Here is a 14,226-nt window from a genome sequence, read left to right on the forward strand (position 1 = left end):
TATAAGAGATTTACTAGCAACATCCGCTACCTGGTTCACAAGAACTTCCTGCTGGTATATCAGCAAATTGTAGCTTGGTCTTTTCCTCAGGAATACCGCAGTTATCTTTTGCAAGGCAATCTGTTTGCTTACTTGTGAGTAAAAAAGAAGTGCCATCAAACTCAAGCCCAAATTTCCCAATCGTTTCCGCTTGGTATTCCACTTCAATCTCAAGATCTCCCATGTGTAGCATCTTTTGAGAAAGTTGGATGATATCTAATAACTTTTCTGGGTGAAGTCTGTGATCATAATCATCTGCATTCCAAAGTTGGAAATTTGCCACCTCCTCATAACGTACCGTACCTCCGCAATCAATAAAATTCTTAGTGACTTTTCCCACTTCTGTAACGTGAAAGTGATTAGGAACTAAAGAGCCGTCTGGCAACTGGAAAGAAATTGTTTTTAACTCTTGTAAAGCTGTTTTAATTTGTGATAGTTTCATAATGCTATTTGTTTATTGCGATAATGCGATTAATAAAAGTAATTTTTTTTAGCAGCACTCTCCGCTACGCTTAAGATCTTGGTCAAGAAAAGCTGTCATTACATTTTTCATGGCTGTCCAATTTTCTTTATCTATACAGTAGCACACACTCGTACCTTCTACATTTCCTTTAATGAGACCTAAAAGTTTAAGTTCCTTTAAATGTTGTGAGATGGTAGGTTGCGCAAGTCCTATTTCGGCAACAAGGTCTCCGCATACACAAGAATCTATTTTAAATAAATGCTGGAGTATGGATACCCTAGCTGGATGACCAAAAGCTTTGGCAAAAAGAGAAATCTCATTTTGCTCATCTGTAAACATTTCTGTTTTTACTAATCCCATGATTGACTTATTTGTTGATTGCAATATTACGATTAATAAATGAGGTGCTATCTGATTGTACGTTAATTTTTAGTTTTCTCGTGCGAACATCTCCCTAAATCCCTCTTCGAAGAGGGACTTATTTTCTTGTTTGGATTGCTCTTGGCAGAGCATATTATTGAGCTTCTCTTTGCGGACATCTCCCTAAATCCCTCTTCGAAGAGGGACTTTTTATTTTCTTGTGTGGGTTGCTTTTTGCTCTTGACAGAGCAAGGTTTTTTTGTTCTTATTTGTGGTAAGTTGTTGTTGAGGTTCTCATTGCGCTAACATCTCCCTAAATCCCTCTTCAAAGAGGGACTTCTTATTTGTTTTGTAGGTTGCTCTTTGCAGAGCTGGTTTTAGTGACTTGTCTTATAAGGATAATTTTAGACGTTACGCTTTCGCAAAAGCGTGATACTTCAATGCTAACATCGAATTTACCATAACGATATTTTAATCCAACGTATCTGATGGGTTGCAGGTTAAGAATAGATGTTAGTACTTTGAGCTTTATAAGCGTTTTAAATGTCAAAAGATAATCTCTCGGTAATAGCTAAAAAACCATGGCCTACTAAAAAGGCGATGGAGCAGGTCTATGATTTGAAGCTTTGGGGAGCTGGTATTTCTGCTTTTTACTCTGGAGAAGGGTCGCATCATCCTGAGATTGTTGTTCCATATGTGGAGGCAGTCACGGAATTTCTTAGCTCTTTTAAAGAGCCACTTGTAGTATGTGATCTAGGCTGTGGGGATTTTAATATAGGTAGCAAGCTTGTTCCATACACGGAGAAATATACTGGTGTAGATATTGTTGCGTCGCTCATTGAGCACAATAAGGCTACGTTCAAAAATGAGAAGCTCAGTTTTGAATGTATAGACATTGCTACTGAAGTACTTCCTAAGGGCGATTGCGCATTATTAAGACAGGTATTACAACATCTATCTAATCGTGAGATAGCCAGTGTTGTGGGTAAGTTGGTATCCTTTAAATATGTAATTCTCACAGAACATCTGCCTGAAGGTGATTTTGAACCCAATCAAGATATCATATCTGGACAAGGAACTAGACTAAAAAAGAATAGCGGTGTCCAGCTGCTCATGCCGCCTTTTGATATGAAGGTTGTGGGAGAACAAGAGCTGAGTGTCACTCAGCCCACTGATGGCAAAGGGCGAATTGTTACTACCTTATATACGATGTATTAATTTTTAGTTCTAAAGGATTTTCCGCGAGGGGCATTGTTTTTTTCAAGTACCACAGGAGAGTGTAAAAAAGCAGCTGCCTTTGAGGAGTCGGTTACTTTTGAGGCGGTGCGTTCTAGCATGCTTTTTTCAAAAGTGTTGAGTACGCTTTCTCTTAATCCTCTTTCTTGCCAGTTTGATCCCTGTTTACAGCCTGCCGAGATTGCTTTGGCTAGCGCCAGCGCATCAAGAAGTGCCTGATTTGCTCCTTGTCCTTTAAAAGGGCTCATAGGGTGCGCAGCATCGCCTAGCAAGGTGATTGCTCCAGCATTTTGAAAAGTTTCGGGTTCTAATAGTGCTCTGTCATATGCGGGATAGCCAGAAACTAAGGCTTCTGGAGTCATTGCCATAATTTGTGGGATAGGGTCATGCCATTGTGTTCTTTTAATCGCTTCCTCTTTGAGTGCTGCGGGACCTGCTTGATTGAGCGCTATTGCATCTTGCTCTGAAATGGGGAAGCTAAGTTGCCACATGATAGCATCTTTGTCATAAGGCATCATATAGATGCGCTCGTGACCATTTGCTGTTTGAAAAACAGTTGCTTGATCTAGTAGCGTACTTTTCACATCATTTAGTTCATCTAGTGAACAAATACCTAAAATCACCATGCAATCCAGGTATTGTAATGGCGACGTTTTCTCCTCTATGATTGTGTTACGAACTGCGCTGCGTATGCCGTCTGCGCCTACAATGACATGGGCGTTTGTGGTTTTAATATGTCCATCTACTTGGAATTCTAGCGCTACAGTTCCATCTTGAGCGCTGGTATGCCCCATATATTGATGTCCCCATTGTATATGTGGTGAGTCGCCCAGTTGTTCTAACAACGCAAGTCGCAATGACTGCCTGGCTATGTGAATGTTTGTGCGCTTCGGGTTTGCATCATCATCTTCTTCCATCCACTTTCTCATGCCCCATTCTCCTACGACGGTTCCTTCTGGCGTATGAACGAGGTGCCTAGTGGATACAATTCCCTCGTCTAATTGAGTGATCCCAAAACCTTCAATCGCCTTGCTCGCTTGTTGCAAGGTAAGGCCGTAGCCTTGCGACCGTGCGTTAAAACTCTTATCGCGCTCATACAACGTAAACGGAATCCCACGATGTAAGCAGGCCACCGCTAGTGCTACACCGCCTATGCCAGCACCTATAATTGCCACATGAGGATAATGCTCTGTATCTGGTGGAGATGGAGATGGGATGATACCAGAGCCATTACATACATTACATTTGCTTTGGTGTCTTTTTGGTCGAGTAGGAGCGATGCCCTTTTTATCTGATTCCTCATAAGCCGTAACCGCTCGCTGGTAAGCTAAGCGCACTTTCTTACGAAGTCGCTGACTTTTACTTCCCTGCCCATTACATGCGGTACAGGCGGCCCAACTTTGGTTTGTATGTGATGAGGTGTTCACTCGTTTGAGGTACTGTTTGCTTATTCTTTTGTTGGATAAGGTACTTATTTTAGTTGGTAAGGTGGCATTTTTAGAGCGCACCGAGCCGCTTAATTTCTAATTTGTATGACGGTGAAAGAGGTTTGATGTGGGGAATCACGCTTTCGCGAAAGCGTACTCATTCCCCATAAGCTCTTATGAAATCAATACGTAATGGTAGAAAACAGTTAGTTATGCTGTCACTGAAGAGTCCTTGTTTTTCTGGTAATACCACACGATGAGGATAATAGTAATCACCTGAAAAATGATAGAAAATATGGATCCTTCAAAACCGAAAAGGCCGCCGTTGAGTAGGTTGTTTTCTGTGATGCTAATTTCAATAAGGTGATAAGAATCAATGCCACTTACATTGAAACCAAACAAGGTTTGAAAAAGGTTCCAGCTCAAATGCAGCGCAATAGGAAACCATAAATTCTTAGTGTACACATAAGAAATTCCCAGTAAAATACCCGCTAGAAATAAGTTAGCTAGCGCAAACATATCTACGTTAGGATTTGCTGCGTGAAGCAGTGAAAACAGCAGCGCCGAAACAATAAGAGCGATGTACTTATTAAAAGAAATCATCAGGTTGCGCAGTACGTAACCACGCAGCAGCGCTTCCTCCAATATTGCAATATTTACAAACGTGAGGATGGCATACAGCAGCTGTATAGCATCCCAATGGAAGCCCTTAAATTGAATTTCGCCCATCGATAACATGATAAGATAACCCAGCGCCATGATTGCCGCGCCTATAAGTAGACCAGCCATGATGTCTGTCTTCCTGTTTTTTAGCGCAAAACCTAACTCAATAAATGGTTTTCTATCAACAAATTTTATAAAAATCCATATCACCATAAACGTCCCAATTAGGGAAAATATGGAGCCTACATATAACTGGAAGGGTGATTTTTGGGTAGGAATCTCATTATAATCTATGCCAATAATATAGTAGCCTATAAGCTGAAATATACCAACAATAAATAGGTAAGGAAGGATAATGGCAAGTACCCGTATCCAGCCTTCGTGCTTGTTTATGAGAGGTTGAGGTGTGGTGTTTTGGGGCATTTAGTTATTAAATTTCTGTAAATCTATTTCTTCTTGTAAAAATGATAGATCGATATAATAATCATCAAGTATCGAGTGGTTATTTACGTAAACATTTACATAATCTCTTAGTTTAAGTTTAAACTGAGCGACTGTAATATCAATATCCACTGTTTTTGAGAAGCTTTTTATGAGTTCTCCATTTTGGAAATAATTACAGACGAACTTACTTCTAGCTACATCAACTAGATTTACTTTATTATTATCTTTATTCATCCAGTCAAAAAATGATTCTTCTTTATGCTTAGGTTGGTACAATGGTGAGTTTTTATCAATTTGTGTGTCATATTTTATGACTGAGCAGTTACTCGTGTTTATTTCGATTTTCTGCCAATTAGCTCGGACGTTTTCTAAAAATATAGCACCCTTTTCTGATTGTAAATTGCGCTGCTTTCGTTGTGAATGTCTGCGATAATAGAATAGAGCAACTAACAACAAAACGCCAATGATATTAATAGTCCAAGTCATGTAGTTTGCAATTTCTTAAGATTTTTAATTTTTTAATGAAAAACATCTTTGTAATAAGTGAGTTTCAGGATCTATTTTCAATCAATTAGAATAGATATAATTTAATCTGATTTCTTCTTCCTATTTTGATTAATCACAATCGCACCAATAAGTGATGTACTATGACAATTTTTTTAGTGCATATATAAACTGTTTTATCTCATACACTAACCACGTATGGATGCATCTGTTAATTTATTTTTTGTGCTCAAATTTGCTACAATTTCATGTTGCCAAAATAAATCTCCGTCATCAAATATAAGCTCACAACTTACATCCTCAAAAAAGGAAATTGATTTGAGTGTTATTGCTGCGATAAATTGTTCTTTGGTCAGTTGAGGTTGGTTTTCTTCTAACCAACTATCGTTTTTTAAATCGAGTAATTTTTTCGCAATGCGACTATTAATCTTATGTTCGTTTTGTGCAATCCAGTGTAGCTTTAAGTTTATTTGATTGACAAATTCTTCTTCACTAGTTGTAATTTCTGTTGGGTCAAAACGTATTTCTACGTCCTTGCCATATATTGAAACAATGGCTGTCCTAGTGATTAAAACTGCTTTTCCAATACGTGATTCTTCTTTATCTGCCTTAGGAAACTTATCAAAAAAGTCACCGCTAAAACTTACAGACTCAACTTCGTATTTGTCTTTCTCTATTTTGAAATCTGTTATAGATAGTTTAAAATCTCCTGTGTTCTTTAATCTTGAAAATAGTCTCATATTTTTTTGTGTAAGTTGACTTATTTGAAATAGAGATTAAACACCGTTAGCTACCAACTACCAACTACCAACTACTTAGGCATAAACCTAGATGGAACTTCCTTTTCTCTACGGATACGTTCTTTCTCAAGGGCGCGTAGGCGTTCTTCTTCTGGTGTGATCTCTGGAACTGGTGCTGCTGCTTTTTTCTTTGTGCGAGTTTTAATGCTTTTAGGAACTGTTTTAGTTTCGCCGCTAGTAGGAGATTTTGGTGTCTTTGTGCTTTTTATGGTAGCAATTAAGGAGATGAATAATATGATAGCTACCACTCCCCAAACAATCCCTATGAGTAGCTCAGAAATGGAGCTTCCTTTTTCCTTTTCTCTGGCGATGGCTTCATACGGGTCTGCAGCGATAATGCTAGGGTCATCGCTTAGGTAGTAGATGTTGAGTTTGTTAGTATTAGGTACGGCATTGAGCGTGATTTTACCAGTGTAAGATTGGTCATTGAGATTAAATCTATAGTCAAACCTATAAAGCTTTACCACACTTGCGACTGTAGACTCTGTGTATTCATTTGATAAGCTTGCAGTGACAACGGTGTTCTCACTAATCATTTGTTCTAGTTCGCTTATTTTATACTCATCACCACCATTAATATAGTCTGAGACGCAAGTTTTGGCAAGTACAATAAACAAAATCATAAACACGATTCTGTATAGGAAGGATTTTGATTTTTCAAACATGTGGTGGTTGATGTGAGAAGGGCTCTAGTGTAGCGTTGTTGACTTGGTTAGAAAGAACTATTTTTTCACATCATAGTTTTAGGAATTAATGCATTTCCATTCTTAAATTCAGAATCAACGAGGTAAACATTTTTCATATCCTTAAACAGATTCTTTGAAATATGTTCAAAAACAATCATTTGGAATTCGCCTTTATTTTCGTTCCTTTCTGCAATGAATATATCTAACAATTTAAAGGCTTGAGTAATTTTATAATCATCACTATGGTCTTTATCTGATTTTCTTAAACCATCATCACCGTAATAAGGTCTACTTGGTTGGTCGATAATTAAAAAAGGTGCTACATAAGGAGAACCATTTTTAAAAATTATTTCATGCATTGCTAATGAGAAAAATAAATGTAAAAACATATGATTTGAACTACTTCCAACATTTTCATAAAACGTTGTTTTCGGTTTTCTCAGTAATAAAGATTTGTTCTTATAATCAAAAACAGGTAGAAAATCTTTATAATTTTCCATTGCCTTATCAACAGTTATCATATAATCTCTTATAATTTCCTCTAAGAGTTTTATTGTTGCCTCTCTTTTTGTTTCTGTGTCAGTAATTACTATGGATTCTAATTCTTCTTCTATTTTTTCTATTTCTTCTTTTACTGAAGCAGATGGAGATATATTTGATTTTGAATACAAGTCCATCTTAGCTTTAACTTCACCAATAAACATATATTTTTCCTTGTCATTTTCGAATATTTTATTCTCCTTTGGTAAGGATTCTAATCTATTTTCTAAAGAATTCATTTTAAAGTTTAATTGAGAAATTTCGTCTAGAACCTGTTTATCAATTGGAGTTTTTGTTTTTCTAGCTTCTTTTATTTCATTTAATTCTGTTGATAATAGTGAAATAAGAGTTTTGAAATTATTCGTTTTTATTATTCTATCTGTTTCTGTCTGAATAAATGTGATTGGTTTTAAACTATCTTCAACATCTGTTAGATTCTTTTTGAAGATAGAATATTCATTAGTAAAGTCTTTTAAGTTCTTTATTTTTCTCTTAATAATATTTCTTTCTTTTTCTAATTTCTCTCTTTCAATACCTGTTCCAGCTTCTATTGTTGTTCCTCCTATAACTTCGTTCAATTCATTTACAGCATCTTTTTCAATTGTGTCAGGGTTTATTAAGGAAAATTCTTTAGCCTTTCTTATTAATGACTTTTGTTCTTGTTGAAAAAAGTTTGATTTTTTGGATATTTCAGATTCTTTGCTTTTTAGTTTTGCTAGACTCTTTTCTAATTCTACTTTTTTTTCCTTTTTTAGTATGTTTTCAATTTTTTCTATACCAGTTGCAATATCAAAAATTCTAGGTAACGCATCTCTGTATCTTGATTCATTCTGTTTATCAAAAAATATCCTTTGAGAATTTGTTATTAGATCTTGAGAAATAGTATTAAACATCAAAAAATATCGTAAAGAAATTTTAGAACCAACCTTGATATTATTACTACCATAACCAATTGGGAATGATACGGTTTTATCTATACTAAACTCTGTTTCTAATAGTGATTTTATATTATCTTGATTATTATTTGCTTCTGGATTTTCTAGTGGGACTTCACCTATAGATGAAAAATAATATTCATTTGAAACATTTCCTTCAAATAAAGCTTTTCTTCCAATGGTATACGTCTTATCATTTATGTTTATTTTCAAACCATACCAAGAAACATTTTCATTAATAATACTTTCTGAAATTGTCGATTTACTAGAAAAATAACAATAATCTATTATTTCTAAGATTGCTGTTTTTCCAGTGTTACTATCTCCAGTGATCACATTGACTTTGTTTGGTTTAAACTCTAATTCTCTTTTTTTACCATTCTTAAGCCAAAGAATTATTTTTTCAATATTATATTTCATAATTCTATTCTAAGATTTAAGTAAAGTTTTTCTGTATTTTCAATTAGTAATTTTGATACATTTTCAGAAGCTGAATATATTTTATCAGCTCTTTTTCCCATAGATTTATCAAACATAAAGTGTTGATTATTCATTAAATTACCATCAATAATTGAAATCTTATTAGTCTCAATTAAAAATTGTACTGCATTTAAAGAATTTGTCAATGTATCATAATACCTTTTATTAAAATTTGAAAATAAAGTAGTCTTTTCAGATATTAATTTTTCAATACTCTTTATTTCTGTTGTTTTTCTAGATAAGTGTGCTGTTAGGGATTTACTTGAAAATAAAGGCATAATAAGTAAAACTTCAGATAGAGATAGCTCTTGAGATAAAGATAAAACTGAGTGTATAGCTATAGAAGCGATTCCAATGTTATTATAGTTTTGTAAATTCATTTTTTGTGTTTTTCCCAATCTTTTTTCCATCCGATTTCTGGTATATCAGATAGATAATAAAATTCACCATTACTTAACTCCGTGCTTAGTTCTTGCCCGTCAATTTTAAGTTTTTCTTCTCTTAGATAATTTATAATATCCAAACTAGATTCATTATTAAAATCTGATTTTTTCGATAGTGCTCTAAATTTGTTAAACCATTTTAGTTTAGCTTCATCCCTATAATTATTTATCTCTTCGATAGTTATTTCTCCTTCTTTATACCAATGAGCTATATTGTTTTCTAGATTAAGTTTAAAACGGGTGAATTTAGCCATCAGATCTATTTCGTCGATGTCTATATCATTAATCTCCAATAACTGTTTGATAAATATTTGACTTTGTAATTTATCAGGTAAATCAATTGTTAGAGGTACAGTTTCTAGTAGATTTGTTCTGGCATTTTTGAAATACTTACTACATTTTTTTTGAAAATCTTCAAAACTAATTTGAATTTTATTGCCAGTTTTAATTTCTATAAAATTATCTTCTCTTACTTTTGAATCAATTTTTGCAAAAACATCATTAATTTTATTTTTTGGAATGAACTTTGTTTCTATCGCGTCCTTACAATTTTGAAGTATCTCATCTTCACCTAGTTTAAAAGTGATTTTTGATATATAATGATTGAGAACATTTTTATCTAAAACTACAATTTGTTTAATGTAATTTTTTATAATCTTATCTCTTGATTTCACCTCAAATCTCAAGATATTTTGGATAAAATCATCAATAGAAATTATTTTGTTTTTTAATTTATCTATGTTATCAAAAATTTGATTTTTAGAGCTATAATTTTTGTTGCTCCACATCACAAAATGAGATTTATGAATAAATTCTAATTGTGATTTCACGTCTTTTCTATTGTCATTTTCATCACTTATTACCTTTGACCAATTATACAGTGTTTTCCAGAGGTCTACGTCAGAAGATGTCATATTTTTGATTTCGCCGGCTGCGTTCTTTTGAATAGAATGCTTGACTTGATAAAAAATATTTATGTCGTTTTTTAGTTCAGTATGTACATCATCTTTAATTTCTAAACCAACAGATTCACCTTTATTCAGGGTTAATAATTTCCACAAGAAAAAGTAGTATTGAAAATCGAATCCAATTGATTTTGTTTCGGCTTCTGTTTTCTCAAAATGTGTTTTTTTACTCATAAGATATCTTATTTTTGAAATCAGCGTTAACTTTTATACAATAGCAATTCTGATTGCATATCCCTCTGAAATGAGATTGTCTTAGTTGTTTTTATTACATCTGGAGTTTCTAACATTTAGCCATACAAACAACTAAACTACAGCACCTCAAATCATCAGCCCACTAAAATACACTACTAGAACCAATCTCCTTTACGCATTTCCTCATTATGGGCAAATTTTTATAAGTTATTTTTAATGATGCCTTGGGAAGTGGTGTGGTTGCTCACATTTTCGCGAAAGCGTATCACAAAAAAAATCGGCTACCCTGTGAAGGATAACCGATGTGATGTAATGAAATAGATTGATGATGTCTTTTTTATTGATCTCCAAAGACTTCTAAGTAATTGTCTCGTTCACTAAACGGGTGTACTGTGATGCCAAATTTTTTTCCTTGTACCTTCATGGCATTATCATACGCTTGAATATCTTCTTTTTGCAGCTTCTTGTACTGCGTGAATGAGATAAAATCTTGCTCTTTGGTCAATAGTATTTTGTGTGTAGATGGGACTTGTACATGCTGTACGGGGAACTCAATTCCCTTAAAGATAAATTGTACAAAACGATCATTTGAGCTTGCTTCTAAAATCATCCCTGGGAGTCCCTGTAACTTCCATGGTCCATAAGGTAGCGGTATCTGGGTGGTGTACCAGCAAGTGTATGTTCTCCCTCTAAACGTGGTGGTTGCTTTGAGGCATTGAAACTTGCCTATTTGTTTGGTGTCATTAGATAGTTGCCACTGCAATTTAGGTAATGATTCCTTTGTGTATAATAAACCTGCTGTTAAGCTAAATGCATTACTAGAATACATACTGTCTGTACGTTTATTCATATACACTTGTAATCCGTGCTTTCTAGTTTTCTGGACATCACTAAAGTTTACCGCTTCTACAATTAATTGATCACCATTTCCATTATTTACATTGACTGTGTTATTAGATAAACCTAAGGAGTCTTTTGCAGTAACAAAGTGAGCGGTGGTAGGCTCAAAAACTAAGTAAGCGTTATAGCTTTCATCATAATGATTATCAATGTGGTCATAATAGATAATGCCCGTTTGAGCATTTTGAGAGGAAGCGAGGTGTACACTTGAATTCAAGATTAAAAAGAGTAGCGTTTTTTTCATGGTGATAGTATTGATGGATTAAAATATATACTTAACACTAGCAAACGTATAGAACGGTACTAGCGGGATAGATGTGATGGATGTAAAAAATGAATTACGTTGTTGATATAAAAATTGGTTCTCACCCAAGAGGTTATTTACCGTAATTCTATAAGAGAAATTACTCTTATCTGGGGTGTAATTTAAGTTGGTATTTACAATGTTGTAATAATTATTATCAAACTCATAAAATCCTCCATTGAGATCAAAGGTGACCTCTTTATTTACATTCCAAGTAAAGTCTGCAATGAGGTTTTTTGAGTCAAATGCAGAAGAGATATTTTCTGTCTTTTGAGTATTACGTAGATATTCGGCTTGAATATTAAAGTTAAATGGAGACGAGAAGTAGGAGGTAAACTCTGCAGTGTATGTACTGTTATAAATGTCTGTTTCACTAGAAATAGTCCTATTTAATGGTATGGTAGAGAACGACTGTATGGTTTCAAACTTTAAGCCAACGGTCTTAATCAATAGTATAAGCTGCTCTTTAAAAGTGTAGTTTTTACCTAATCTAGATACTAGAAATAAATTATTGAAATTGATATTATCTTCTAGTGAGTAGTTTTCTAATAGAGAGTTTTTTGACTTCGTGTATGTAAAAGATAGTTCGTTGTTATAGGTGTTCTTTTTGTTCTTGTTGTTTAAGCGAAATTTAAAATGCTCGTAGTTAAGAGGTTCAAATAGAGGGCCGCCACGTGTGAGAGTATTATTATTAGTCAAGTAGTAATTTTCTAAGAAATTACGGTTAGGTAAGAATTCTTGTTTTTTTGCATATGATAGCTCAAGCTCGCCGTAGAAGTTGAGAAGAAGCGCTGCATTGTAGTTTAATAATGGTTTTTTAATTTTATTTAGCTTAAAGTTATTCTGACTAATTCCTCCTTTCAATTCTGTTCTTTTTGAGATTTTATAGTGCAGACGTGAATCAAAAATGAGTGAGCTCCTTTTAAAACGTACGTTATTTCCTGTGGTACTGGTGCTAGGAGGTAATGAGATGTCAAAGTCTTCTGTGTTGTTTTTATAAATGGTCTTAAACGTTCCTTTTAATTTTTTTGTAAAAAAATAACTCGCTTCTGTCTGGATATCTATAAATCTAAAGTCACGTTGTATATCTTGATAGATAGCAGCGTCGCTTATAAAGAACGAACTGAGGTTCTCAGAGTTGATGGTAATGTCTTCTTTGGACCTTGCATAGCCTATGTCTACCAAGTTGTTGAGTATAAGCCCATTTTTTAAGCGGGTAGTGTACAATAGATTATTATAGATGGAAGTCCTCTTGCTCTCTATGGCGTCTGTGGTATTGCTATCATTAAATAAGGCTGCAGAAGTAGAGGAGGAGGAGCCCACTTTGTAATTGAGCGTGTTTACAGCATAGTGATCATCGCTGCCGTCATACTTCAACTCTAGATCACCTTCAAATAACAAATTCCTTTTCTTGTTATTATTAATTTCTGTTTGAGATTCATCTTGAAATACAAAATCTGATCTAGTAAATGATTCTTGTTTTTGGGTATCAACACCAATAAAATTAGAGCTCCTCAACGCAACATTTTTAATTTTCTTATTAATTAAAAAAGTATTGCTGAATCCATCATTGAAGTTTGTGATTTCTGGAGTGAGAGGTACGTCTATATTTTTAACCGAGTATAATGGAAGGTCATAGGTTTTATTATCATTATTTGAGAAAGAAATAGGGATGGACTTATCACCTAAGGTGGAGAATTCTTGCGCATTGAGAAATTTGATTCTCTTTTTTATGAGCGCTAGATTAAGTCGCTCATCTATCTCTTGATTGCTATCAAAACTATCACCATAGCCTGCTTCTATATTACCAAACCAAATATTCTTAAAATCATCTTTAACCTTTAAGTTGAGTGCTATTTTATCTGATTTTTGAGTTTTTTTAAGAACGGTATTTTCTTCAAAATTTTTGAGCACCTGTATATCTTTCAGAACCATAGATCTCAAGTTTTTTGAGATAAATGTGTACTGATCATCAGCTAGGTCATCACCATCTATTAATATCTTTTCAATTTCCTTATTCCAGTATTTAATTCTACCCTCATTATCTATAGACATTCCCGGTATTTTCTTGAGAGTTTGCTCTATACTTTCTGTTTTTGTGATGTTATAGTTTTGGATATTAAGGTTTGTAGTGTCTCTATTTATCCTTTTTGAAACAAGTACTACTTCCTTCAGATTTTCTTTCTTAGGAGTTAAGTTGAACACTATTTCTTCTTGACTAGAGGCATCTAAAGCTTTCTCTACATCTTCAAAAAATAAGGATGAGATTTTTACATAAAAGCTACCTGGGGTTTTTTTAAATGAAAATTTACCATCATTATCTGTGTACTGGTAGCTGATGATCGTTTTATCTGAGGAGAGTAATGAAGTAAGTACATTTGATACTGGTTTTTGATCACCATCGAGTACTAGTCCGTTGATTTTAGAACTCTGCGAAAAGCATGCAAAAGAAGTAAATAAAAAGAAAAACGTGTATTTCATTTGTTATGCTTCCTGAATAGGGTGAAATGCATTCATTAGAATTGCCTAGATGCTGTTATTTAAAACTGATTTTGAAATGAAGGTACTTATTTTCAAGTAATAAGCACAAGTATCAATCGTGCTTAATTATTTGAATAGCAGGAGGCTACGTTGTGTAAGTGAGGTGGTGAAATTTATTTACGCGTACGTCAATACGAACTTAAATATCTGTAAAGTTAGATTTTTAAAGGGTTTCTAAGATATTTATTACAAATGAAGAAGTAGGTGAATTAGCTATGCCTTTTCATTTTTAAGAGAAAAATCGATCTATAATTATCAGCTGAACAGCTGGTAGAATTTTTAGTAATTATTTTTCAGGTTA

General features: G+C 34.0%; 13 protein-coding genes. 1 reads left to right on the top strand and 12 read right to left on the bottom strand.

Features of this window, described 5'->3' with window-relative positions; translation table 11 throughout:
* Positions 1 to 13: 13 nt before the first annotated feature.
* Positions 14 to 481 carry a DUF6428 family protein gene (locus tag JM84_RS05660; RefSeq protein WP_144783165.1) on the bottom strand — a complete coding sequence of 156 codons (468 nt, stop codon included), beginning with the start codon at positions 479 to 481 and terminating at the stop codon, positions 14 to 16.
* A gap of 48 nt (positions 482 to 529) precedes the next feature.
* Positions 530 to 862, bottom strand: a complete 333-nt coding sequence (locus JM84_RS05665; protein ID WP_144783167.1) for an ArsR/SmtB family transcription factor — start codon at positions 860 to 862, stop codon at positions 530 to 532.
* 543 nt (positions 863 to 1,405) lie between these two features.
* On the opposite strand from JM84_RS05665, the gene JM84_RS05670 reads away from it, so the two are divergent.
* Entirely contained in the window at positions 1,406 to 2,080 is a 675-nt protein-coding gene (locus tag JM84_RS05670) for a class I SAM-dependent methyltransferase (RefSeq protein WP_144783169.1), read from the top strand.
* Here JM84_RS05670 and JM84_RS05675 read toward each other — a convergent pair.
* The 10 genes from JM84_RS05675 to JM84_RS05720 all read right to left on the bottom strand — a co-directional run bounded on the left by JM84_RS05675 (position 2,077) and on the right by JM84_RS05720 (position 13,865).
* Positions 2,077 to 3,525: an FAD-dependent oxidoreductase gene (locus tag JM84_RS05675; RefSeq protein ID WP_222428938.1), complete on the bottom strand. Its 1,449-nt coding sequence runs from the start codon at positions 3,523 to 3,525 to the stop codon at positions 2,077 to 2,079. The genes JM84_RS05670 and JM84_RS05675 overlap by 4 nt on opposite strands.
* Before the next feature lie 210 nt (positions 3,526 to 3,735).
* Positions 3,736 to 4,611 (bottom strand): CPBP family intramembrane glutamic endopeptidase, encoded by an 876-nt coding sequence (locus tag JM84_RS05680; RefSeq protein ID WP_144783173.1) that lies wholly within the window; start codon positions 4,609 to 4,611, stop codon positions 3,736 to 3,738.
* A complete protein-coding gene (locus tag JM84_RS05685; protein WP_144783175.1) occupies positions 4,612 to 5,118 on the bottom strand; it encodes a hypothetical protein in 507 nt (168 codons plus the stop codon).
* A gap of 206 nt (positions 5,119 to 5,324) precedes the next feature.
* On the bottom strand, positions 5,325 to 5,876 hold the full coding sequence (locus JM84_RS05690; RefSeq protein WP_144783177.1) for a DUF2262 domain-containing protein: 552 nt from the start codon (positions 5,874 to 5,876) through the stop codon (positions 5,325 to 5,327).
* A gap of 71 nt (positions 5,877 to 5,947) precedes the next feature.
* Positions 5,948 to 6,559, bottom strand: coding sequence for a hypothetical protein (locus JM84_RS05695; RefSeq protein ID WP_144783179.1), 612 nt, complete (start codon positions 6,557 to 6,559; stop codon positions 5,948 to 5,950).
* A gap of 107 nt (positions 6,560 to 6,666) precedes the next feature.
* The gene (locus JM84_RS05700; RefSeq protein WP_144783181.1) at positions 6,667 to 8,517 is read right to left on the bottom strand and encodes a DUF3732 domain-containing protein; all 1,851 of its coding nucleotides are present in this window, start codon (positions 8,515 to 8,517) and stop codon (positions 6,667 to 6,669) included.
* Positions 8,514 to 8,957 carry a three component ABC system middle component gene (locus JM84_RS05705; RefSeq protein WP_144783183.1) on the bottom strand — a complete coding sequence of 148 codons (444 nt, stop codon included), beginning with the start codon at positions 8,955 to 8,957 and terminating at the stop codon, positions 8,514 to 8,516. The genes JM84_RS05700 and JM84_RS05705 overlap by 4 nt, the downstream gene beginning before the upstream one ends.
* Positions 8,954 to 10,159: a hypothetical protein gene (locus JM84_RS05710; RefSeq protein ID WP_144783185.1), complete on the bottom strand. Its 1,206-nt coding sequence runs from the start codon at positions 10,157 to 10,159 to the stop codon at positions 8,954 to 8,956. Before JM84_RS05710 ends, JM84_RS05705 begins: the two co-directional genes overlap by 4 nt.
* A 358-nt stretch (positions 10,160 to 10,517) precedes the next feature.
* Positions 10,518 to 11,324: a GLPGLI family protein gene (locus JM84_RS05715; RefSeq protein WP_144783187.1), complete on the bottom strand. Its 807-nt coding sequence runs from the start codon at positions 11,322 to 11,324 to the stop codon at positions 10,518 to 10,520.
* 18 nt (positions 11,325 to 11,342) lie between these two features.
* Positions 11,343 to 13,865, bottom strand: a complete 2,523-nt coding sequence (locus tag JM84_RS05720) for a carboxypeptidase-like regulatory domain-containing protein (RefSeq protein ID WP_144783189.1) — start codon at positions 13,863 to 13,865, stop codon at positions 11,343 to 11,345.
* Between the last annotated feature and the right edge of the window lie 361 nt (positions 13,866 to 14,226).

The organism is Dokdonia sp. Hel_I_63, assembly GCF_007827285.1.
Classification (GTDB): domain Bacteria; phylum Bacteroidota; class Bacteroidia; order Flavobacteriales; family Flavobacteriaceae; genus Dokdonia.